The organism is Pseudomonas sp. AC242 (genome assembly GCF_979258655.1).
In genome coordinates, this window is the sequence record NZ_OZ409873.1 from 1,962,324 (window position 1) to 1,983,825 (window position 21,502).

18 protein-coding genes and 1 pseudogene are annotated in these 21,502 nt (G+C 58.0%); 6 read left to right on the top strand and 13 right to left on the bottom strand.

Going from position 1 to position 21,502, the window contains the following annotated elements:
* Window positions 1-154: 154 nt before the first annotated feature.
* From ACZZ0A_RS09055 to ACZZ0A_RS09070, 4 genes are all read left to right on the top strand, one after another.
* A complete protein-coding gene (locus ACZZ0A_RS09055) occupies window positions 155-652 on the top strand; it encodes a hypothetical protein (protein ID WP_007916528.1) in 498 nt (165 codons plus the stop codon).
* 144 nt (window positions 653-796) lie between these two features.
* Complete coding sequence (locus tag ACZZ0A_RS09060; protein WP_447784765.1) at window positions 797-1,258, top strand: hypothetical protein; 462 nt, start codon at window positions 797-799, stop codon at window positions 1,256-1,258.
* Between the two features lie 77 nt (window positions 1,259-1,335).
* Complete coding sequence (locus tag ACZZ0A_RS09065) at window positions 1,336-1,677, top strand: hypothetical protein (RefSeq protein ID WP_007916522.1); 342 nt, start codon at window positions 1,336-1,338, stop codon at window positions 1,675-1,677.
* Between the two features lie 151 nt (window positions 1,678-1,828).
* Complete coding sequence (locus ACZZ0A_RS09070) at window positions 1,829-2,056, top strand: hypothetical protein (RefSeq protein ID WP_463542898.1); 228 nt, start codon at window positions 1,829-1,831, stop codon at window positions 2,054-2,056.
* An 86-nt stretch (window positions 2,057-2,142) separates the two neighbouring features.
* Here ACZZ0A_RS09070 and ACZZ0A_RS09075 read toward each other — a convergent pair.
* A pseudogene (locus ACZZ0A_RS09075) lies at window positions 2,143-2,301 on the bottom strand (DUF899 family protein); the annotation flags it as partial.
* Window positions 2,302-2,911: 610 nt separating this feature from the next.
* Between ACZZ0A_RS09075 and ACZZ0A_RS09080 the strand changes: the two are divergent.
* Window positions 2,912-3,103 carry a hypothetical protein gene (locus ACZZ0A_RS09080; RefSeq protein ID WP_447795631.1) on the top strand — a complete coding sequence of 64 codons (192 nt, stop codon included), beginning with the start codon at window positions 2,912-2,914 and terminating at the stop codon, window positions 3,101-3,103.
* 114 nt (window positions 3,104-3,217) lie between these two features.
* On the opposite strand, the gene ACZZ0A_RS09085 is transcribed toward ACZZ0A_RS09080, so the two are convergent.
* From ACZZ0A_RS09085 to ACZZ0A_RS09115, 7 genes are all read right to left on the bottom strand, one after another.
* On the bottom strand, window positions 3,218-4,855 hold the full coding sequence (locus tag ACZZ0A_RS09085; RefSeq protein ID WP_463542899.1) for a BatD family protein: 1,638 nt from the start codon (window positions 4,853-4,855) through the stop codon (window positions 3,218-3,220).
* Window positions 4,852-6,591 (bottom strand): tetratricopeptide repeat protein, encoded by a 1,740-nt coding sequence (locus tag ACZZ0A_RS09090; RefSeq protein ID WP_463542900.1) that lies wholly within the window; start codon window positions 6,589-6,591, stop codon window positions 4,852-4,854. The genes ACZZ0A_RS09085 and ACZZ0A_RS09090 overlap by 4 nt, the downstream gene beginning before the upstream one ends.
* A complete protein-coding gene (locus ACZZ0A_RS09095; protein WP_007950106.1) occupies window positions 6,588-7,667 on the bottom strand; it encodes a vWA domain-containing protein in 1,080 nt (359 codons plus the stop codon). The genes ACZZ0A_RS09090 and ACZZ0A_RS09095 overlap by 4 nt, the downstream gene beginning before the upstream one ends.
* Window positions 7,660-8,157: a DUF4381 domain-containing protein gene (locus ACZZ0A_RS09100; protein ID WP_007913911.1), complete on the bottom strand. Its 498-nt coding sequence runs from the start codon at window positions 8,155-8,157 to the stop codon at window positions 7,660-7,662. The genes ACZZ0A_RS09095 and ACZZ0A_RS09100 overlap by 8 nt, the downstream gene beginning before the upstream one ends.
* Complete coding sequence (locus ACZZ0A_RS09105; RefSeq protein WP_007913913.1) at window positions 8,154-9,098, bottom strand: DUF58 domain-containing protein; 945 nt, start codon at window positions 9,096-9,098, stop codon at window positions 8,154-8,156. The genes ACZZ0A_RS09100 and ACZZ0A_RS09105 overlap by 4 nt, the downstream gene beginning before the upstream one ends.
* Before the next feature lie 5 nt (window positions 9,099-9,103).
* Entirely contained in the window at window positions 9,104-10,063 is a 960-nt protein-coding gene (locus ACZZ0A_RS09110) for an AAA family ATPase (protein ID WP_007913915.1), read from the bottom strand.
* A 290-nt stretch (window positions 10,064-10,353) separates the two neighbouring features.
* Window positions 10,354-10,707, bottom strand: coding sequence for a hypothetical protein (locus tag ACZZ0A_RS09115; RefSeq protein ID WP_123375005.1), 354 nt, complete (start codon window positions 10,705-10,707; stop codon window positions 10,354-10,356).
* Between the two features lie 504 nt (window positions 10,708-11,211).
* Between ACZZ0A_RS09115 and ACZZ0A_RS09120 the strand changes: the two genes are divergently transcribed.
* Complete coding sequence (locus ACZZ0A_RS09120; RefSeq protein ID WP_463542901.1) at window positions 11,212-16,107, top strand: NAD-glutamate dehydrogenase; 4,896 nt, start codon at window positions 11,212-11,214, stop codon at window positions 16,105-16,107.
* 60 nt (window positions 16,108-16,167) lie between these two features.
* Here the strand turns inward: ACZZ0A_RS09120 and ACZZ0A_RS09125 are convergent, their stop codons facing one another.
* From ACZZ0A_RS09125 to pdxR, 5 genes are all read right to left on the bottom strand, one after another.
* Window positions 16,168-17,466, bottom strand: a complete 1,299-nt coding sequence (locus tag ACZZ0A_RS09125) for an NHL repeat-containing protein (RefSeq protein WP_463542902.1) — start codon at window positions 17,464-17,466, stop codon at window positions 16,168-16,170.
* Between the two features lie 333 nt (window positions 17,467-17,799).
* Window positions 17,800-18,513 (bottom strand): ATPase, encoded by a 714-nt coding sequence (locus ACZZ0A_RS09130; RefSeq protein WP_123375008.1) that lies wholly within the window; start codon window positions 18,511-18,513, stop codon window positions 17,800-17,802.
* A 217-nt stretch (window positions 18,514-18,730) separates the two neighbouring features.
* Window positions 18,731-19,135, bottom strand: a complete 405-nt coding sequence (locus ACZZ0A_RS09135; protein ID WP_463542903.1) for a cupin domain-containing protein — start codon at window positions 19,133-19,135, stop codon at window positions 18,731-18,733.
* A 223-nt stretch (window positions 19,136-19,358) separates the two neighbouring features.
* The gene (locus ACZZ0A_RS09140; protein WP_463542904.1) at window positions 19,359-19,652 is read right to left on the bottom strand and encodes an antibiotic biosynthesis monooxygenase family protein; all 294 of its coding nucleotides are present in this window, start codon (window positions 19,650-19,652) and stop codon (window positions 19,359-19,361) included.
* Window positions 19,653-19,775: 123 nt separating this feature from the next.
* Window positions 19,776-21,209 (bottom strand): MocR-like pyridoxine biosynthesis transcription factor PdxR, encoded by a 1,434-nt coding sequence (gene pdxR, locus ACZZ0A_RS09145; RefSeq protein WP_463542905.1) that lies wholly within the window; start codon window positions 21,207-21,209, stop codon window positions 19,776-19,778.
* Window positions 21,210-21,502 lie beyond the last annotated feature (293 nt).

A 21,502-nucleotide genomic window follows, 5' to 3' on the forward strand; every position in this document is an offset into this window, starting at 1 on the left:
GGCATTTCGACGAATCCCTTCATTGACGACCCAACGCCGGTTACCTACCATTGAGCCACTATATTGATATCATTTTGAGATCGAACAATCCGTCGGGCTTCTACCTCCGCGCCACGATAGCTCACACAGCGATATAGAGTTTGGAGCAAGTGCAATGAAACGGGTCAATTCGATACCTTCTGTTACTGACACCCAAGCGTATTGTTCCTGGAAAAAACAATGGTCTAGCCAAGAAGATCTGGATGTTCATTCGTACATCTTTGATCAATGCAGGCCCGACCATGTTTTGATGTTTTCCAATATGCTCTTCCCTGACTTTGTGGTAGCCGAGGGTGGTGTATTTTTAGGACGAAATTTTTCAGACGAAGTGTTTGACAGGTGTTTTGCCCTTGCCTCCGGTGATCTTTCAAAGACTGAGCAGTTATTGAATGTTGTGAGGATCTATGACGTTTTTGGTCAGGGTGCCCGTGATGTTTCGGATGATGTTTTTCTTCAATTGTGCAATGTGATTGGTTTTTCGTGGCGCATGGTGCTGAAAGAGAAGTTTCCAGAGAAGATCTTCTGTGTAGAGGTGTCGAACTCAGAGCAGAACTATGGCCCGGATATTACTTTCTACCAGGTTGGGCCACTGAGTTTGGGATCCGGAAAATGAGACGTCAGGACTTGGAGCAAGAGGCGGATTTTTATGGGACCTCGAGAAAACTCTCGTCTTTGGATGAGTGGCATTTATCCGTGCGCTATACACCCGTGCAGCACCTGGTGCTTGGCGGAGTGGCGTGATGCTTGAGGGAGGTGTGTGAAACTTAACAGTGAAATGGAGCAAATGCTCGTTCGTGCGGGACGTACTTCTCTGGACGGCGAGTTGGCGGATATCGCAAGGTCCGGTTTCGTGGAACGGGATGGCTGTGTTTTTCTGGCGAGTCTGGAAAGCGTCCAGAAGCATGTAAGCCTAAAGAATTTCCTAGATAGAACGGGTTATGAATGTTTCGTAAATTCGATCCATGCCGATGATTATGTAAACGCTGATTTTTTGGCATGCGCGTGCTCCTACCTGTCTTTAGTGTTTGAGGCGTGGAACAAGTCATGTATGCCGGGAGTTCTGCAGGGAGTCATTTCGGGTGACGAATTCGATGCGACGGTGAAGTTTCATCTGCTGCGCCCAGGGGAAACCTGGCTGAGCGATGACCTTGAGGGGTATGAGGAAGCAGTGCTTACCGTTGAATCGAGTGACAAGGGGTTTCTTGAGGCATACGAGTAAATGATGGGGACAGACCACGTTTAGAAAGTACTCCGAAAACGTAGTCTGTCCCCGTTTTACTATGAGAGAAAATTGAGATGAATGATTTTGAGTCGGTGAAACAGCTGATCATCGAGCTGATGAAAGAAAAGGCGGGTAGCTTTGATGGCAATAGTTTGGAGGCCGATTACAAGCTGGACTGGGAGGTTGAACTTTCCGAAAGGTTGGGAAACGCTCTCTACAATATGTCCAGAGCGGCATCCGCCAAGGAAAATGCAGAAGATGTCATGTTGAAAGTTGCGCTGATGAATTCACGTGTGGACTTCATGGATCTGGCTAATTTTTTTCGCGATATTTATGACGATCTCGATGCGCTGGTAAAAAAACCTTTTTGGCCGGAAATCCCCAAGGGTTTTGTTTACGAAAAAATTTCGGATTAAGAGGCTGCTGGCTGGGGTGTAAACGGGGGAATAGGATGAGTGAAGACGAAATTTATCGCCAGATCGGCCAAATTCTGATTGACACTGCTCCTGATGCAGCGAGTGCGGTTATCGTTGAGGCTGAACTTTCACCCGAGGTGATCATTGTAAGTTGTTGTTTGACTATATTGATGGCAATGGAGAGAAAGATTGGTTCAGCCCAGGCAGCCCAGAGGTCGATGTTGGTATTCATGAAAACCTGATGGCGCTGAGGAATCTCTATAAAGCGCAAAACATGACATCCGGGCTACCGGTTTGGAACAGCTGTGTTGTCACGTTGGATACCGTGCTGGGGAAGTTGAAAATTGATTTCAACTACATTGCGCCAGAAGAAGGTTGAGTGTTTTTTTCCTGTAAAGCCCTGGGAGATTTACTCAACGTAAATCTCCCAGGTTCAGCGCTATCTCCATGAAGTGGTGGAATCTTTTATCGTTCATGGCATCCGCAGGATTTTGTCTCATTATCATACCGATCATGATACCGCACCCACTCCATGATCTCGTCCTCATTTCTGCCCTTGGGCGTGAGGTCGAGGTAGTTGTAGGCGCCGACCAGCATGTCCAGACCACGGGCATAGGTTGAATAGGCGGAGGATAATGGGGCAGACCACGTTTAAATAAACGTGGACTGTCCCTGAGGGATCTTTCGTGGGTGTGACTCCAAAATCGCCATAAGGCAAAACTTGAACAGAAAAAGGACACTTCAGTAGCCATGCCAAAATTTGCTTGTGTATGCGGTCACGTCATTAACCTGTCTCAAGGGACGTCCGAGTGTGAAATGTCTCTGGTCGCTGAACAGAAGATAGATGAAATTGGCTATGAGCTGTCAAATCGCTGGCTGTCTGAAGACGAATTCTACGAAGCGATAGACCAAGGGGCTGTTACGGTTTATCGATGCCAGCAGTGCGGGCGGCTGCACGTGGACCAAGGTGGTGGACAGTTTTCTTCCTATATAAAGGAAGTGAATTAGTTGCACGGGATTGGGCGATTGAAGTAGACGGGATGTCGAGGCCAACTGTGTCGAGCTTTTCCGCGCACACTTAAAAGAGGGGATGATTGGTACAATCAATTTCCGGAGGTCAAAGAGTGATTGCAGAAGATTTTGAACTTGTGACAGCCATTTTTCAGCTGGTTGAGGCCGGAATTGTTCACGGTTATGACGCTTTTCGATACCGCGTTGAATGGGGGGGAACTATATGGAGGCAGACCTCGCCGTTGAAAAAAATGGCTCAGAAATCTGGGACGCTGAAACTGATTTCAACCATTCGAAAATCTATGCGCTTGTAGAAAAATTACACGAGCATGCAGTCGCTCGCGGTGAGCCCTGGAAGGCATTTGTTCTCTCCTATCGCGAAGGCGAACAAGTGAAAACGAAATTCGACTATTGATTCCGATTGTCTTCAGCCTTTTATCCCTAAAGCAAAATCAAAAGATCGCAGCCTTCGGCAACTCCTACACATACCCTCTGTAGGACCTGCCAAAGCCTGCGATCTTTTGATCTTTTACTTCGGATAAAGCGGCGGCAACCCGCTGTCACCCACCGGGTCCTGCACCCGTTCCGCCGCGGGAATCGTGCGAATCGCCCGCCACAAATCCTCACCCTGCCAATGCTGGCCCGTCTCGCTGTACAGCGCACCATTCAACCCATCCAGCGCATCCGACAACGGCACAAACCGCGCTGCCATATCCGCCAATGTCTCCGGCTGCTGACGCGCCCACGCATCCAGTGCCTGCCGCGTCGCTTGCGGATCATTCGCTTGGCTCGCGCGTTTGATGTCATCCATCAGCGTGCGTGGGCTCGGGCCGGTTTGTGCGGCGCGGTGCACGGCCGGTTGCCAGCGTGCGCGCCACCACAGGCCGAAGCCGAGGAGGGTGGTGCAGGCGAGGATCAGGGTGCTGAGTTTCCACCACCACAACACATCGTTATCGACGACGCTCGGTTGCAAATTGCCGGCCGGGGTGTCGACTTGCAGGCTCGGGTTGTTGGCCACTTGCAGGGTACGCGCGGGTAGGCTGCTGTGTTCCAGGTGATCTTCAAAGGTGTTCCACCAGACCACGTCCACCGTCGGCAAATCGATGGCGCCGCTGCGGCTCGGCACCAGCGCTTCGCGTTCTTCGCGGCTGCCGACAATGCCCCGGTCAGTGCTCTGGTTGCTCAGCACCGGTTGGTCGGGGTAGCGGCGCAGGCCGTTGACGTCGGTGGCGGGCAGCGCCGGCAATTGCGAGGCGGCCAGGCCTTCGACTTTCAACGTCAGGCTGCGGGTCAGGGAATCGCCGACCTGAGTGTGTTCCGGTTCCGGGTTCCAGCTTTCGCTGAGGCTCAGGCTGCGTGCGGGCAGCCACGGCGCGTCGACCGGGTAGGTCAGGGGCTTGGGTTTGACGGTCAGGGGGATTTCGGCGGAACTGACGCGCATCAGTTTGCCCGGCTTCGGCCCCTGCGCATTCGCGTCCTGTGACGGCTGCGTATCGACCAGTGTCGCGCTGAAGGTCTGCGGCGCAATGGTCAGCAAACCGCTGTGTTGCGGGTAGATTGCATAGCGCATTTCGATCACGCCATGGCGTACACCGTTGAGGTCTTTTTCGTAGGTGCGCGTGTCGCCCAGTTGTTCGATGCGTGCATCGGCGATTTGCAGCGGCGTCAGGCTGCTGTCGTCGTACAGCGACACCGAATGGTAGATGCGCAAAGTCAGGATCGCCTGCGCCTGCACATAGACGCTGGACTGATCGAGGCTGGCTTCGATGAACACCGGATCAAGGCTGTTCTGGTTCTCGCGGGTGTCGCTTTCGACCACTTGTACGGTGATCGGCTGGCTCTGTGCGTCGCCCAGTTGCAGCGGCGGGATCACCACGCTGCCGTTCTCTTTGGGCAGCAGGGTGATGATCCAGCGCGTGGTCGCGCGGTTGTCGCCATTGAGGGTATTGAGCTGGTTGACCTGCCGCGTGCCGCGCACTTCGAACAATGCCTCCAGCGCGGTCAGATCGGGTTTGCCGAACTGGGTGACGTCGCTGGTTTCGAGGGTGAGTTCGACCGTCTCGCCGGAGTTCAGGCGACTGCGATCCACACTGGCGGTCAGCTCGGCCGCCTGGGCGGTGGCCGTGCAGAGCAGCAGGGGCAGCAAGAGAGCGGTGAAGCGGGTCATCGAGTGTTTTCCTGATCCTGATGTTGTTGCTGTTCGTACCAGAATTTGCGTCGCAGCAATTCGCCCGGATCATCCGGGATCTTGCCCAGCCATTGCTCCAGTGCCTGACGCTGTTCGCCTTGGAGGTTGTCTTCACTCGGGCGCAGCGTCGGCACGGTGTCCGTTTGTTCTTCCTCGTCGCTGCCTGGCACTTCGTTGGGGCCTGGCTGCGGCGGCGTGGTCGTTGGCGGTTCGCTGGCCGACTCGACAGGCTGCGACGGGCTCTGGGTTTCACTGTTCACGGCGGGCGGCGGCGTGGTCGCGGGCGCTGGTTCGTCGCCCGGCAGACTTTGCTGTTCGCTCGGCTGGGTGTCCGGCTCGGCCGGCGGCGGCGTGTTTTTCTGCTTGAGCAGGTTTTCCACCAGCGCCTTGTTGGTTTGCGCCGGGCGCAAATCCGGTTGCAGCTCCAGGGCCTGCTCATAGGCGTCGATCGCTGCTTCCAGCTCACCGCTTTTTGCCAAAGCATTGCCACGATTGTAGTGGGCGCGGGCATCGCTGCCTTCGGCAAAGCGCTGGGCGGCGCCACTGTAGTCGCCGGCTTCGTACAACGCCACCCCTTGCCATTGGTGATCGTCAAAATGCTGCGCGGCTTCGGCCGGGCGCTTCTGTTTGAGCAGGTGCAGGCCCTGTTGATCGGGGCGCAGCCACAAATCCTCAAAGTCAAAAGCGTAGCTCGGCTGCGGCAGACACAGCAGTAACGGCAGGCAGAACAACCAGCCACGACGCCCGGCGCAGGCGGCGAGCAACAACAGTGGCAACAGCAGCCAGTAACCCTGATCGGCCCAGGTATCGAGGCGCACGGTCTGGCCATCGTCGCGCAGGCTGCGTGGACCGTTAAGCAGGCCGAGCGCGCCTAGATCCGCTTCGTCGAGTCGGGCAGGGTGGTATTCGCCGCCGATGCTATTGAGGAATGCGCTCAGGCCCGGACTGTCGAGTTGCGGTACGCGAATCGCGCCTTGCTCGTCCTTGAGGAAACTGCCGTCCTCCTGAGCAATCGGCGCGCCTTCAGCGGTGCCGATGCCGAGCATCAACAGTTGTGCCGACTCACCGTTGAGGGCACGCCGAATGCCCTGGCGCTCCTCTTCGTTCAATGAGGAGCCGATCAGCAGAATTCGCCCCTGACCGAGCGCGCCCTGTTTCAGCAGGGCCAGCGCTTTACTCACGGCCAGATCGGCGCGATGGCCGCTTTCTGGCATTAACGATGGCTTGAGCGCATCGAGCAGATTGCGACTGGTCGCCAGGTCATCCGACAGCGGCACCAGCGTGTGCGCGCTGCCGGCGTAGACGACGATGGCGGTCTGCGCATCGCTGCGCGCCTGCAACAGGTCGAAGAGCTTGCGCCGCGCTTGTTCCAGTCGCGTTGGTGGCGAGTCGGTGGCGAGCATTTCCGGGGTCAGTTCCAGCACCACCACCAAGGGATCGGCGGGCTTCTGGCTGGTCTGTTCGACGCGCTCCCAACTCGGCCCGAGCAGCGCCAGAATCGTCAGCAACCACGCCACGCCAAGGGCGATCCACGGCAGTTTGCTGTCGCGACCACTGCCGCCACTGAGCAGGGTGGCATGAAAGGCCGGCGGCAAAATCATCTGCCAGCGCCCGGCGCGTTTCTGCCGGTGCCAGAGTTGCCAGATCAGCCAGCCGAGCAGCGGCAGCAACAGCAACCACCACGGACGGAACCAGTGCGGCCAGAGCGCAATCATCGGCGCCTCCGCAGACGCAGGCGCTTGAGGCGCTCGCGCCAGTCAGGCAGTGGACTTTGCAGATACAGTTCCTTGGTGAACAGGCGTTGCAGCGGGTTGTCCGGCCACAATTCACGGGCGACCAGCAACAGGCTCAACCATAACGCCAGCGCCAAAGGCCAGTGGTACAGGGCTTGTGCCGGGCGGGCCTGGGTCGGTTGCTGGGTGACCGGTTCGAGTTGATCGAGGGTGTCTTTGATGGCTTGCAGTTCTTTGCCATCGTGGGCGCGGAAATACTGGCCGCCGGTGACTTCGGCGATGGCTTTGAGCGCCGGCTCGTCGAGGTCCAGGCTCGGATTGACGCCCAGCAGACCGGTCGAGCCGCTGTCCTCTGGATTGGCACCGATACCGATCGGGTAGATTTTTACGCCTTCGCTGGCGGCCAGTTTTGCCGCCGTCAGCGGGTCGATTTCGCCGCCATTGTTAGCGCCATCAGTGACCAGAATCAGTACGCGACTTTGCGCCGGACGCATGCGCAGGCGTTTTAGTGCCAGACCGATAGCATCGCCAATCGCGGTGTTCTTGCCGGCAATGCCGATCCGCGCTTCATCGAGCCAGACGCGCACGGTGTGGCGATCAAACGTCAGCGGCGCTTGCAGATAAGCCTGACTGCCGAACAGGATCAGGCCGACACGGTCGCCGTCGCGGCTTTCAAGGAAATCACCGAGCAGATGCTGCACCAGCGTCAGGCGACTGACCTCTTCGTCCTGCCATTGCATATCGGGGAAATCCATCGAGCCGGACACGTCCACCGCTACCAGCAGATCACGCCCGCTGGCAGCAATCGGCAGTGGTTCGCCGAGCCATTGCGGGCGGGCGGCGGCGGTCAATAGCAACAGCCACAACAGCATGAACGGTGCTTGCTGGCGCCACGCCGGCAGGTTGGCGCGGGCGCGGCGGCGGGCGAGGCCTTCCAGATCGGCAAGAAAACTCACTTTCAAGGCTGGCTCGCCACTGTCCGCCACTGGCAGCACCAGACGCATCAGCCACGGCAGCGGCACCAGCACGAAGATCCACGGCCAGGCGAACTCAAACATGTTTGCGAATCCACGTGTCGACAGCCTGGGTCAGGCCGGCGATGGCTTTGTCGTCGAGTTTGCATTCCGGTTTGTACGCGCCTTCGACCAGCACCATCCAGCGCGTCAGACCGGCCGCCGGACAACGGTTGTCGAGAAAGGCCAGCCATTTACGCCCGTTGAGGGTGTGGCTCTGGCTGTAGGGGTAGTGGTTGCGGCACAGGCGTTTGAGCAGGCCGTTGAGTTGCTGCAGCCAGGCACCGGCCGGGGCGCCGTCGTAGGGTTTGGGCATTTGTGCGAGTTCAGCGAGGGCGGCGACGCGCACCGGGTCGAGCGGCTGCTCGGCACGGACGATCGGGCGTTTCCTCATGGGAATGAAGCGGCGCAGCTTCCACACGGCGAAACCGAGCAGCGGCAATAACAACAGGAGCAGCCACCAGCCCGGCGCCGGCGGCCAGAAGGCAATCGGTGGCGGCGAGATCAGCGGTTGCAGTTGTTCGAGGCCGTTCATCGACCTTTCCCCGGACGCTGCGGATTGAGGAATTCGCGCATCTGCTCGACCATTTCACTTTGCGTGCTCAGCGGCATCAGCAACACCCGCAGCTTTTGCGCGAGCAGTTCCCAGCGAGCGATGCGTGCTTCGGCCTGGGCACGATAGGTCTGGCGCAGCTCGAAGTTCAACGTGTCGAGTTCCAGTTGCGCACCGCGTTGTGCGAAGCGCAACAGCCCGGCGGCGGGCAGGGCGTGATCCAGCGGATCGGAAATCGGCAACATCAACAGGTCGCAATGACGCGATAACAGGCTGAGCTGTTGCTCGGCGCTGTCGGACAGTGCGCGTTCGTCACAGATCACGATGGCCAGGCTGCCTGGACGCAACACTTCGCGGGCACGGCGCAAAGCCACGCCAAACGCATCGCGATCCGGCTCACGCTCGCTGTGCAGCGACTGGTTGACCTTGACCAGACGGTTGAGCAATTGCAGCAGGCTCTGTTTGCTGCGCCGTGGCTTGATTTCGTAGTGCTCGTTGTCGCCGAACACCAGCCCGCCAACCCGGTCATTGTGGCCAAGTGCGGCCCAGCCGATCAGTGCCGCGACTTGCGCCGCGAGGACCGATTTGAACATCAGCCCCGAGCCGAAAAACAGCCGTGTGCTTTGCTCGACCATGATGAAAATCGGCCGTTCGCGTTCTTCATGGAACAGCTTGGTGTGCGGCTCTTGCGTGCGTGCGGTGACGCGCCAGTCGATGGTGCGCACGTCGTCGCCGGCCTGATAGACCCGCACCTGATCGAAGTCGACGCCACGGCCACGGAATTTCGAGTGATGCAGGCCGATCAGCGGGCTGCGCTGACTCGGCGTGGAAAACAGCTGCACCTCGCGCACACGGTGACGCATCTCGATCAGCTCGGCGAGGCTGACGCGGATGCCCGGTTCGGACGGCAGGGAGGCGTTCATGGGGGTCAAGCGACAGCTACGACGTCGAGAATCCGCTGCACCACCCGATCCTGATCGATGCCGGCGGCTTCGGCTTCAAACGACAGGATGATGCGGTGACGCAACACATCGAACAGCACCGCTTGAATGTCTTCCGGGCTGACGAAGTCGCGACCGGCCAGCCAGGCGTGGGCGCGGGCGCAGCGGTCAAGGGCAATCGAGCCACGCGGGCTGGCGCCATAGGCGATCCACTCGGCCATTTCCGGGTCGAACTTGGCCGGGTTGCGCGTGGCCATGACCAGTTGCACGAGGTATTCCTCCACGGCGTCGGCCATGTACAGACCGAGGATTTCCTTGCGTGCAGCAAAGATCGCCTGTTGGCTGACGCGGCGCTCGGGCTTGGTTTCACCGTTCAACGCTTCGCCACGGGCCTGCTGCAGGATGCGGCGTTCGACGGCGGCGTCCGGGAAACCGATTTTCACGTGCATCAGGAAGCGGTCGAGTTGCGCTTCCGGCAGCGGGTAAGTGCCTTCCTGCTCGATCGGGTTTTGCGTGGCCATCACCAGAAACAACGGCGACAGCTCATAAGTGCTGCGGCCGACACTGACTTGACGCTCGGCCATGGCTTCGAGCAGCGCCGATTGCACCTTGGCCGGGGCACGGTTGATTTCGTCCGCCAACACCAGGTTGTGGAAGATCGGCCCTTGCTGGAACACGAAACTACCGGTTTCCGGGCGATAGATCTCGGTGCCGGTGATGTCGGCCGGCAGCAGATCCGGGGTGAACTGAATGCGATGGAACTGGGCTTCGATGCCCTCGGCGAGTTCTTTGATCGCTTTGGTCTTGGCCAGACCCGGAGCGCCCTCGACCAGCATGTGGCCATCGGCGAGCAGGGCGATGAGCAAACGCTCGATGAGTTTTTCCTGGCCGAGAATCTGCGTTGAAAGAAAGGTTCGCAGCGCCAGCAGCGCTTCACGATGTTCCATCGGTGACTGTTCCTGGAAAGGGGTGGCCACAGGCGTTCGGATAACGCCGGGGCTGGGGGCGTTACTTTAATCCATCGCGGGGGGTGGCGACTAACGGCATTTTGCGCAAAGTGCGGGAAATGACTGGGGGAATTGTTGGGTTTTTGTAGTGGGGGAGTGTTGAGGTGGCTGTTCTGGCCTCATCGCTGGCAAGCCAGCTCCCACAGGTTCAGCGTTGTGCATACGAATTGTGCAACACATCGATCACTGTGGGAGCTGGCTTGCCAGCGATGGGGCCAGTCCGGACACCATCAAACTTCGTTGATGAAGGTGCCAGTCCCGTTAAGGATATTCGTCAGGGTCTCGACAACCTCATCCATATCCACCATATCCGGGTTGAAGCTGATCTCCAGCACATCATCCCCGTTCAACGCATCGGCATCCGCCGCCGCAATCTCGATCTTCAGCAGCGTCGAAGTCAGGGTGACTTTCACCCCGTCCAGCGTCGAAGGCTCGCCATCCAGGGTGATCTCCAGCTCATCCTCATCCGGGTAGCGGCTCATCAAGAACATGTCGCCCTTGTCGCTGTGGCAGCAGAGCATGGCCATGTTGTCTTCTTCGTCATCGCACGGGTTGACGATCAGTAGGGCGGTGGTCATTTGCATGGTCAATTCCTGCCTCAAAGGGCGTGTCGGTCGCTAATGGGCGCGATTCTGCCAGTCCTCGGGAATTTCTGCATGTGAGAGTGTCAGAGGATGTGTCGTGAACGCGACGTGGGTCAATGGTCATTTCTGGCACGCATGTACCGTAAAAAAGGGCATTCAGACCAGCGTTTTGCGCCACGAGTGCTAGTGTTTACCGGTGCCAAACCCTCGGTTTACGTGCCAATGACCGAATATGTCGCAGCACCGCAAGCAGACACATTGTCGCACCCTTTAAGCTGCGCAACGGATGAGCACCCGTAAAGGCATTGTCGGCACCGCTGGCAGTCGCTTTTGCAGATGCTCATTCTATGGAAGGTGAATGTGACCTGAGTGTCCCGTCCAGCTTCACCCACCTGTCCCCCTGTTTCCTCTGCCCGAGAATCAGGAACAGGGCGACACAAGCCCCGAAAGGGGTGTTGCACGCGACGCTTTCCATCAATAACAAGCTTAAGCGGAGTACCACAGATGGCGTTCTTCACCGCAGCCAGCAAAGCCGACTTCCAGCACCAACTGCAAGCGGCACTGGCGCAGCACATCAGTGAACAGGCACTGCCACAAGTGGCGCTGTTCGCTGAACAATTCTTCGGCATCATTTCCCTGGACGAGCTGACTCAACGTCGCCTCTCCGACCTCGCTGGCTGTACTCTTTCCGCGTGGCGCCTGCTTGAGCGCTTCGATCACGCGCAACCGCAAGTGCGCGTCTACAACCCTGATTACGAGCGTCATGGCTGGCAGTCGACCCACACCGCGGTCGAAGTGCTGCACCATGACCTGCCATTCCTCGTCGACTCGGTCCGCACCGAGCTGAACCGCCGCGGCTACAGCATCCACACCCTGCAAACCACCGTGCTCAGCGTGCGTCGTGGCAGCAAGGGCGAGTTGCTGGAAATCCTGCCGAAGGGCAGCACCGGCGAAGGCGTTCTGCATGAATCGCTGATGTACCTGGAAATCGACCGCTGCGCCAACGCGGCCGAACTGAATGTGCTGAGCAAAGAGCTGGAACAGGTTCTCGGTGAAGTCCGCGTTGCGGTCGCCGATTTCGAGCCGATGAAAGCCAAGGTGCAGGAAATCCTCACCAAGCTCGACAACAGCGCCTTCGCCGTCGATGCCGACGAAAAGAACGAAATCAAAAGCTTCCTGGAATGGCTGGTGGGCAACCACTTCACCTTCCTCGGCTACGAAGAATTCGTGGTCACCGATCAGGCCGATGGCGGCCACATCGAGTACGACCAGAACTCCTTCCTCGGCCTGACCAAACTGCTGCGCACCGGCCTGACCTACGAAGACCTGCGCATCGAAGACTACGCCGTTGCCTACCTGCGCGAACCGACCCTGCTGTCGTTCGCCAAGGCTGCGCATCCCAGCCGCGTTCACCGTCCGGCGTACCCGGATTACGTGTCGATCCGTGAAATCGACGCTGACGGCAAGGTCATCAAGGAACACCGCTTCATGGGCCTGTACACCTCCTCGGTGTATGGCGAGAGCGTGCGGGTCATCCCGTTCATCCGCCGCAAGGTCGAAGAAATCGAAACGCGCTCCGGCTTCCAGTCCAAGGCTCACCTGGGCAAGGAACTGGCGCAGGTCCTCGAAGTACTGCCGCGTGACGACCTGTTCCAGACCCCGGTCGACGAACTGTTCACCACCGTCATGTCGATCGTGCAGATCCAGGAACGCAACAAGATCCGCGTGTTCCTGCGCAAAGACCCGTACGGTCGTTTCTGCTACTGCCTGGCCTACGTGCCGCGCGACATCTACTCCACCGAAGTTCGCCAGAAGATCCAGCAAGTGCTGATGGAGCGCCTCAAGGCTTCCGATTGCGAATTCTGGACGTTCTTCTCCGAGTCGGTACTGGCGCGTGTGCAGTTGATCCTGCGTGTCGACCCGAAAAACCGTCTCGACATCGACCCGGTGCTGCTGGAAAAAGAAGTCGTGCAAGCGTGCCGCAGCTGGCAGGACGACTACGCCGCCCTGACCGTCGAAAGCTTCGGCGAAGCCCACGGCACCAACGTGCTGGCCGACTTCCCGAAAGGCTTCCCGGCGGGTTACCGCGAGCGTTTCGCTGCGCATTCGGCCGTGGTCGACATGCAGCACCTGCTGAGCCTCAACGAAAAAAATCCGCTGGTGATGAGCTTCTACCAGCCGCTCGGTCAGGTTTCCGGCCAGCGCGAGCTGCATTGCAAGCTGTACCACGCCGACACGCCGCTGGCGCTGTCCGACGTCTTGCCGATCCTGGAAAACCTCGGCCTGCGCGTACTGGGTGAATTCCCGTACCGTCTGCGTCACACCAATGGCCGCGAGTTCTGGATTCACGACTTCGCGTTCACCGCCGCTGAAGGCCTCGACCTCGACATTCAGCAACTCAACGACACCCTGCAGGACGCCTTCGTCCACATCGTTCGCGGCGACGCCGAAAACGATGCGTTCAACCGTCTGGTACTGACCGCCGGCCTGCCATGGCGCGACGTCGCGCTGCTGCGTGCTTACGCGCGTTACCTGAAGCAGATTCGTCTGGGCTTCGATCTGGGCTACATCGCCAGCACCCTGAACAACCACACCGACATCGCTCGCGAACTGACCCGGTTGTTCAAGACCCGCTTCTATCTGGCGCGCAAACTCGGCAGCGACGATCTGGAAGACAAGCAACTGCGTCTGGAACAAGCGATTCTGACCGCACTGGACGACGTCCAGGTGCTCAACGAAGACCGCATCCTGCGTCGTTACCTCGACCTGATCAAAGCCACCCTGCGCACCAACTTCTATCAGACTGATGCCAACGGCCAGAACAAGTCGTACTTCAGCTTCAAGTTCAACCCGCACGCGATCCCTGAACTGCCGAAGCCAGTGCCGAAGTTCGAAATCTTCGTTTACTCGCCACGCGTTGAAGGCGTGCATCTGCGCTTCGGTAACGTCGCTCGTGGTGGTCTGCGCTGGTCCGACCGTGAAGAAGACTTCCGTACTGAAGTCCTTGGTCTGGTTAAAGCTCAACAAGTGAAGAACTCGGTCATCGTGCCTGTGGGCGCGAAGGGCGGCTTCCTGCCGCGTCGCCTGCCACTGGGCGGCAGCCGTGACGAGATCGCGGCCGAGGGCATCGCCTGCTACCGCATCTTCATCTCGGGCCTGTTGGACATCACCGACAACCTGAAAGACGGCGCACTGGTGCCGCCATTGAACGTGGTTCGCCACGACGATGACGACCCGTACCTGGTAGTCGCGGCGGACAAGGGCACTGCGACCTTCTCCGACATCGCCAACGGCATCGCCATCGACTACGGCTTCTGGCTGGGTGACGCGTTTGCGTCCGGTGGTTCGGCCGGTTACGACCACAAGAAAATGGGCATTACCGCCAAAGGCGCGTGGGTTGGCGTACAACGTCACTTCCGCGAGCGCGGCATCAATGTTCAGGAAGACAGCATCACTGTGGTCGGCGTCGGCGACATGGCCGGTGACGTGTTCGGTAACGGTCTGTTGATGTCCGACAAGCTGCAACTGGTCGCTGCCTTCAACCACATGCACATCTTCATCGACCCGAACCCGAACCCGGCGACCAGCTTCGTCGAGCGTCAGCGCATGTTCGACCTGCCGCGTTCGGCCTGGACCGACTACGACACCAGCATCATGTCCGAAGGTGGCGGTATCTTCTCGCGCAGCGCGAAGAGCATCGCGATCTCCCCGCAGATGCAGGAACGCTTCGGCATCAAGGCTGACAAACTGACCCCGACCGAACTGCTGAACGCCTTGCTCAAGGCACCGGTGGATCTGCTGTGGAACGGCGGTATCGGTACTTACGTCAAAGCCAGCACTGAAAGCCACGCCGATGTCGGCGACAAGGCCAACGATGCACTGCGCGTCAACGGCAACGAACTGCGCTGCAAAGTCGTGGGCGAGGGCGGTAACCTCGGCATGACCCAACTGGGTCGTGTGGAATTTGGTCTGAATGGCGGCGGTTCCAACACCGACTTCATCGACAACGCCGGTGGCGTGGACTGCTCCGACCACGAAGTGAACATCAAGATCCTGCTGAACGAAGTGGTTCAGGCCGGTGACATGACCGACAAGCAACGCAACCAGTTGCTGGCGAGCATGACCGACGAAGTCGGCAATCTGGTGCTGGGCAACAACTACAAGCAGACTCAGGCCCTGTCCCTGGCGGCCCGTCGCGCTTATGCGCGCATCGCTGAGTACAAGCGTCTGATGAGCGATCTGGAAGGCCGTGGCAAGCTGGACCGTGCCATCGAGTTCCTGCCGACCGAAGAGCAACTGGCCGAGCGTATTGCTGAAGGCCACGGTCTGACCCGTCCTGAGCTTTCGGTGCTGATCTCGTACAGCAAGATCGACCTCAAAGAGCAGCTGTTGGGCTCGCTGGTACCGGACGACGATTACCTGACCCGCGACATGGAAACGGCGTTCCCGCCGACCCTGGTCAGCAAGTTCTCCGAAGCCATGCGTCGTCACCGTCTGAAGCGTGAGATCGTCAGCACCCAGATCGCCAACGACCTGGTCAACCACATGGGCATCACCTTCGTTCAACGACTCAAAGAGTCGACCGGCATGAGCCCGGCGAACGTCGCTGGCGCTTATGTGATCGTGCGCGACATCTTCCACCTCCCGCACTGGTTCCGTCAGATCGAAGCGCTGGACTACCAAGTCAGCGCTGATGTGCAGTTGGAGCTGATGGACGAGCTGATGCGTCTGGGCCGTCGCGCTACGCGCTGGTTCCTGCGTGCCCGTCGCAACGAGCAGAACGCTGCCCGTGACGTCGCGCACTTCGGTCCGCACCTGAAAGAGCTGGGCCTGAAGCTCGACGAACTGCTGAGCGGCGAAATCCGTGAAAACTGGCAGGCGCGTTATCAGGCGTACGTCGAAGCCGGTGTACCGGAATTGCTGGCGCGTATGGTTGCGGGCACCTCGCACCTGTACACCTTGCTGCCGATCATCGAAGCGTCCGACGTGACTGGCCAGAACCCTGCTGAAGTGGCCAAGGCTTACTTCGCCGTGGGCAGTGCGCTGGACATCACCTGGTACCTGCAACAGATCAGCGCACTGCCGGTTGAAAACAACTGGCAAGCCCTGGCCCGTGAAGCGTTCCGTGATGACGTCGACTGGCAGCAACGTGCGATCACCATCTCCGTCCTGCAACAAGGCGACGGCACACTGGACGTGGAAGCACGTCTGGCGCTGTGGATGGAACAGCACGAAAGCATGATCTCGCGCTGGCGCGCCATGCTGGTGGAAATCCGCGCGGCAAGCGGCACGGACTACGCCATGTATGCGGTGGCCAACCGTGAGTTGCTGGATTTGGCGTTGAGCGGGCAAGCGGTCGTGCCTGCGGTTGCTGCGAATGCCGAGCTTGAACTGGCGTAAGTAGTGGTTGAATAAAAAGCCCCGCTCTCGGAAGAGGCGGGGCTTTTTCATTGTTCTGATTTAAACCAGTTCCGAACAACGAAAGGCGAAAGCGCGTACCCCATCGGCATGAGGCAAGGAAGTGCCAGCCCCGACAATCTGATCATTTTGGGTGGCTATGGATATGCCGAAATCGAGAACATCAGTCAGATTAATGGACAAAAAACCTTTATCTGCAAAATTGGTGTCTTGAACGCCCTTCAGGTCGAACTTGGCAATGATCGTTTTTGAGTCTTCCTCTCCTAAGGTGTCGGCGATAACCAATATGTGCTTACCCTGTCGCAGGGTGCCTTTATGCCATTGAATTCCCATCGGCGCGCGTGGATATGAGGTAATCAATGGCTTGCCTTGATTAAAAGAAGAGGCCAATGCGCCTTCGTTGTCGATACAAAACAATAGGCCACTATGAGTACCGTTCGACGACGTGCTACCAATACCCAGGATATTGCCGTCTGGTAATTCTATAAGTTGACTTGTACCGCCACGATGCTGATCAGTTTCAATTACCGCGAAGCCTTTGTTTCCGAACTCTTTAATGATCTCACCCTGTGCATTGAAGCGAGCAATCATCGGCATCATTTTGCCATTCACGGCCGTGCTTCCACCAACGGCAAACGATCCGTCCTGGAGCCCTATCAGTGAAGCAGCCGTTGTGTAATTAGCGAGATACTGGACAGCGACATAGCCTTTTTCATGGAAATCCATGTCCAGCGAACCGTTCTTTTCCAGCCTCATCAATAAACCGATCTTGTCGCTAAAGCTATATAGATGATTGCTGATAATCATCAGCTTGCCGTCGGGCAATTCAATGGAGTTTCCACCTTCGAGGGACGCCGATGCGTCTTTATTGGCGATCTCTTCTCTGGACAATCGGTAGGCGGGTGTCGAGATGGGATCAACTATCAGTACCCCATCGTTTCCAAATGCCTTGACGGGCAATCCCTTATCGTCAAAAAGAGCCAGACCACGCAGCGGTGGGGTCGAAGGATCGTACTCGAACCACCCTTCAAGCAGTATTGTCTTGTCTTTGAGTACACGAACACCCATGCCCGTTGATCGTTCGCCGACGGCGAACTCACCAATGACACTTCCTTGATCACCGAAATCGGGATCTTGTCGACCATTAGTCTTCAGGCGCACGATTGAGAAACGTTTTCCAGCTCTACCGGCGATCAACAGTTTGTCGTCCGGCGCGACGGTGATGCCCCACACAAATCCATTGGTGCCATCCGGATATTTTAACCAACTCACGCCTGATTCATCAGATCCAAAAGTTGGGTCGAGCGCTTCCACGTTAGCGCTGTTGATAATGTTAGACATTGTCTGCTCCTCAAATCTGTAGCTTCTGCATACCTCGATAACCGACCTGGGATCGAGAGATCAATACTGTCAAGTTATTGGAAGCCGATTTGGCGAGGCGGTCTACTGTCAGGGTTAACAGTAGACAGATGAAGGTATCTGTGAAGTTCGTGGGGCGCGGTACCTCGCATTTGCTGAAAATTCCTGATTTTACTTGGTTGAACCGGAAATCCCTGGTGTCGTGAGATGTTGAGGGTTTTGGGGCAATACTGGCCCCTTCGCGAGCAGGCTCGCCCACAGGGGGAATGCATTTCAAATGTGGGAGCGAGCCTGTTCGCGAAAGAACTCTTACATTCAATACAACTTTTTATCTTGTTCACTATCGAGCATCGACACTTTATCCGCCGGCCGCGCGACCAAATTGTTGAGCGACTGGTCAAACTTCTGCAACGCCCGAACTTGCACATCCTGCTGCTGATTAATATCGGCAACTATCTCTTCCGACCGCTTGAAGTCCGCCCACACCGGCGTCAGTTCTCGCGCCTCTGAACCTTTCGCCGTACCGATGTAGTTCAACTGCGCATCATAAAAGTCGGCACTGACATCAGCTTTGATGTCGGAACTGCGCGAGGTAATCAACTGGCTGTGGGTATCGACAATCGCCACCACATCCGGTCTGGCTGCGCGCAGGCTCTGCATGTCCGGATACACCGTCACTGAGCCAAACTGACGTTGCAGGGATGCATTGACCCAGTCCACCGCCATGTCCGGTTTCGAGCTGGCGACGTAGGCGTCATGGATCGGCTGCACCAGCAGGCTCTGGCCGAAACCGGTGCCGGCGTTGGCCTGATAGTCGCGCAGGTATTCGCGGTTGGTCTGGGTGCTTGGGCTGTAGACCACGCCGAGCGATACGCCGGGACCGCTTTTTACCTGGGTGGCGCTGCTGCGGCCGGTGGGATGGGGGAGCAGGGTGTCCAGTGAGGAAACGGCTTGAGGCGCGGTGGGTACCGAACAGGCTGACAGCGTTAAAACCGATATCGCCAGTACACTGGTGAACGCAAGTTTCATGGTGTTTCTCCCGTGAAACAACATCAGTCGGAAAGTTTTAAAGGTCGTTGGTGACGACCGTTAATTCAGACTAAACCCGTCAACCTGACAATTTGCTGAGTTAAAACGTGTTAGATAGTTTCATTTGCTGTAACCCGGCGCGGTTAATTGCGCCGGGAAATAAAAAGGCGCGAAACGATGATTTGCGCCTCTTTATTTATGGCTGGTTAAACAGCCATCAGTTTTTCAGCGGGATCAGCACTTGCTCATCCGGGGCCAGCACCATGAACACCAGCAACTTGGCGGTTTTGGATTTGCTGGCATTTTTCGACACCAGATGTTCGGAACCGGCCGGTTCGTACCAGAACTGACCCTTCTTGTAGGTGATTGCCTGTTCGCCTTTTACTTGGGAAATCACCTCGCCTTCGAGCACGTAGGCCATGGCGGTGCCGTCGTGTTTATGGGCGATGGAGGATTGGCCGGGTTTGTAGTCGACTTCGATCATCATGGCTTTTTTGCCGGGGGCGTTTTTCAGCATCTGGTCTTGCAGGACGGTGATTTTTTCAGATGGGTCGTGAGCGAAGGCGGCAGAGGCGCAGAGGCTCAGGGCGAGGGCGGCGGCGAAGAAGGGTAGGGCTTTCATGGCGGGTTACCTGTGATGGCTGGGGGTGCAATCACAGTAGTCCGCAGGGTGGGGCATTCAAACGGCCAATATTCGGGAAGATCAGGTGACCAATCGGCGGTTATTCAGCGTGTTTGAGTACGCCATCGCTGGCAAGCCAGCTCCCACAGGTTTTGTGTCGTTCATTAAATTATCGAACGACGCTGAACCCTGTGGGAGCTGGCTTGCCAGCGATGTCGTCAGATCAGACGATAGGGAAGCTGTTGAAATCCACGCTATTAGCCAACCGACTATCGATCAAGTCAATAAACCCCTGCGCTTCGGGCCGGTTGAAATGCGCTTGCATCGCCGCTTCCGACTGCCAGCGCGCACTGACCGTCCAGCGGTGGCTGTCCTCGGGGCAGCGGTCGACCAGGTAGGAATCGCAGCCTGGCGTTTCGCGCAGGGTTTCGACGATCTTCTGCAGTTGCCTGCCCAGTTCATCCGAGCGGCCGACGGCAGCTTGCACCTGGACCGTATTGATCACTTCGTTGGACATTGCTCACACTCCTGAATCAGGCCGGACGAATCCTGCTCATTGAGGGATAACGCCTGTGCAGGATAGGCCTGCACCCCCGGAACACCAATAACCAATCGGCGGTTAAATCTTTAGGCCAATCGCTCAGGCGACCTGCTGGAGGATGTCGCGCAGGCGATCCAGCGCAATGTCGATGTCGAGGGTTTCGATAGCACCGAAGCCGAAGTACAGGCCGTTCTTCGCCGGTTGTTGATGATAAAAACCATTGATCGAGTACAGCCCGACTTCAACTTTTTTCGCCAATTCGATCACCAGCGGCAGGTCGATCGGCACCTTGCAGAACACTGCCATATGGAACCCGGCGCTGGCCGGCACCGCCTCCAGCCATGGCGCCAGATCGGTGGCCATGCGCGCGAGAATCCGCTCGCGGCGCTGCGCATAAATCGCATGACAACGGCGGATATGCTTGAGCAGGCAACCCTCGGCGATGAACTTGGCCAGCGCCCATTGCGGCAGGGTCGAGGCGTGCAGATCGGTGAGCTGCTTGGCGCGGATCACTGCTTCGATGATCGCTGTGGGCAGGATCCCGTAACCCAGACGCAGCTCGGGTAACAGGGTCTTGGAGAAGGTGCCGACGTAAGCAACGATGCCGCGTTGATCAAGGTTGAACAGCGAATCGGTGGGCCGCCCCTCGTAGCGGAACTCACTGTCATAGTCGTCCTCGATGATGATCGCGCCCAGCTCATGGGCGCGAGCCAGCAAGGCTTCACGGCGCGCCTGACTCATCGGCATACCCAACGGAAACTGGTGCGACGGCGTGACATAGATGAGGCGCGTGCCATCGGGAATGTGCTCGACCTGAATGCCCTCGGCGTCCACCGGCACGCCGACCACCTCGGCGCCATGGGTGCCGAACAGCAGGCGTGCCGGCGGATAACCGGGATCTTCCATCGCCACCAGACTGCCGGGGCTGATCAGCACACGGGTGATCAGGTCCAGCGCCTGTTGCGCGCCGTTGCACACGACGATGTCTTCGTTCTGACAGTTGATCCCGCGGGAAAACGCGATGTGCCGGGCAATCGCATTGCGCAGCGCCGGCAGGCCTTCGGCCACGCTGTAGAAACCCTTGGACTGACTCATCTGGCGCATCGCATGGGCGACGCAGCGGCGCCAGTCATCCTGCGGGAACTGGCCCTTGCTGGTTGCGCCACCGATGAAGTCGTAACGCAGCGAGCCTTCCAGCGTCGGGTGACGCAGAAACACCGGCAGATTGCGCCAGCTCTCGATCACCTCGGCACTGGCCAGTTCGCTGTGGCTTTGCTTGCGCTGGATTTGCGCCGGGCGTGCGTTGACGTAGGTGCCTTTGCCGATCACTCCGGTGAGGAAGTTTTCGTAGGTCAGTTGTGCGTAGGTGTCGGAGATGGTCTTGCGCGAGATGCCCAGTTGCTCGGCGAGCAGACGGCTGGGCGGCAACTGCGTGCCAGCGGCCAAGCGCCCGGATTCAATGGCGCCGCGCAACTGCTGATACAACTGACCGGCAAGATCCTTGCGGCCGTTGATCACGACGTGAAGTTCCATACCGACGAGGCTCCCGAGACTATTTGGCGTGCCCGCCAGATTAGCGCTGTTGTTTGATTGGCAATAGTTGCCTACCCGAAAAACCCGAAATTGGCCCCAATCCCTGTAGGAGCTGCCGAAGGCTGCGATCTTTGATCGTTCCCACGCTCTGCGTGGTAACGCATCCCGTGACGCTCTGCGTCACAGTGGACGCGGAGCGTCCATGGCTGCATTCCCACGCGGAGCGTGGGAACGATCAGCGCGTAAAGGCAGGGGGCAGTGGTGTAGCGGTTTTCCGTGCAATTGGGGCTTTT

Coding starts and splice junctions, on each gene's coding strand:
- ACZZ0A_RS09120 (WP_463542901.1), top strand. CDS start 11,212: ATGGCGTTCTTCACCGCAGCCAGCAAAGCCGACTTCCAGCACCAACTG.
- ACZZ0A_RS09080 (WP_447795631.1), top strand. CDS start 2,912: ATGGAGGCAGACCTCGCCGTTGAAAAAAATGGCTCAGAAATCTGGGAC.
- ACZZ0A_RS09100 (WP_007913911.1), bottom strand. CDS start 8,157: ATGAACGGCCTCGAACAACTGCAACCGCTGATCTCGCCGCCACCGATT.
- ACZZ0A_RS09055 (WP_007916528.1), top strand. CDS start 155: ATGAAACGGGTCAATTCGATACCTTCTGTTACTGACACCCAAGCGTAT.
- ACZZ0A_RS09125 (WP_463542902.1), bottom strand. CDS start 17,466: ATGTCTAACATTATCAACAGCGCTAACGTGGAAGCGCTCGACCCAACT.
- ACZZ0A_RS09110 (WP_007913915.1), bottom strand. CDS start 10,063: ATGGAACATCGTGAAGCGCTGCTGGCGCTGCGAACCTTTCTTTCAACG.
- ACZZ0A_RS09065 (WP_007916522.1), top strand. CDS start 1,336: ATGAATGATTTTGAGTCGGTGAAACAGCTGATCATCGAGCTGATGAAA.
- ACZZ0A_RS09130 (WP_123375008.1), bottom strand. CDS start 18,513: ATGAAACTTGCGTTCACCAGTGTACTGGCGATATCGGTTTTAACGCTG.
- ACZZ0A_RS09085 (WP_463542899.1), bottom strand. CDS start 4,855: ATGACCCGCTTCACCGCTCTCTTGCTGCCCCTGCTGCTCTGCACGGCC.
- ACZZ0A_RS09090 (WP_463542900.1), bottom strand. CDS start 6,591: ATGATTGCGCTCTGGCCGCACTGGTTCCGTCCGTGGTGGTTGCTGTTG.
- ACZZ0A_RS09135 (WP_463542903.1), bottom strand. CDS start 19,135: ATGAAAGCCCTACCCTTCTTCGCCGCCGCCCTCGCCCTGAGCCTCTGC.
- ACZZ0A_RS09095 (WP_007950106.1), bottom strand. CDS start 7,667: ATGTTTGAGTTCGCCTGGCCGTGGATCTTCGTGCTGGTGCCGCTGCCG.
- pdxR (WP_463542905.1), bottom strand. CDS start 21,209: ATGGAACTTCACGTCGTGATCAACGGCCGCAAGGATCTTGCCGGTCAG.
- ACZZ0A_RS09115 (WP_123375005.1), bottom strand. CDS start 10,707: ATGCAAATGACCACCGCCCTACTGATCGTCAACCCGTGCGATGACGAA.
- ACZZ0A_RS09140 (WP_463542904.1), bottom strand. CDS start 19,652: ATGTCCAACGAAGTGATCAATACGGTCCAGGTGCAAGCTGCCGTCGGC.
- ACZZ0A_RS09105 (WP_007913913.1), bottom strand. CDS start 9,098: ATGAACGCCTCCCTGCCGTCCGAACCGGGCATCCGCGTCAGCCTCGCC.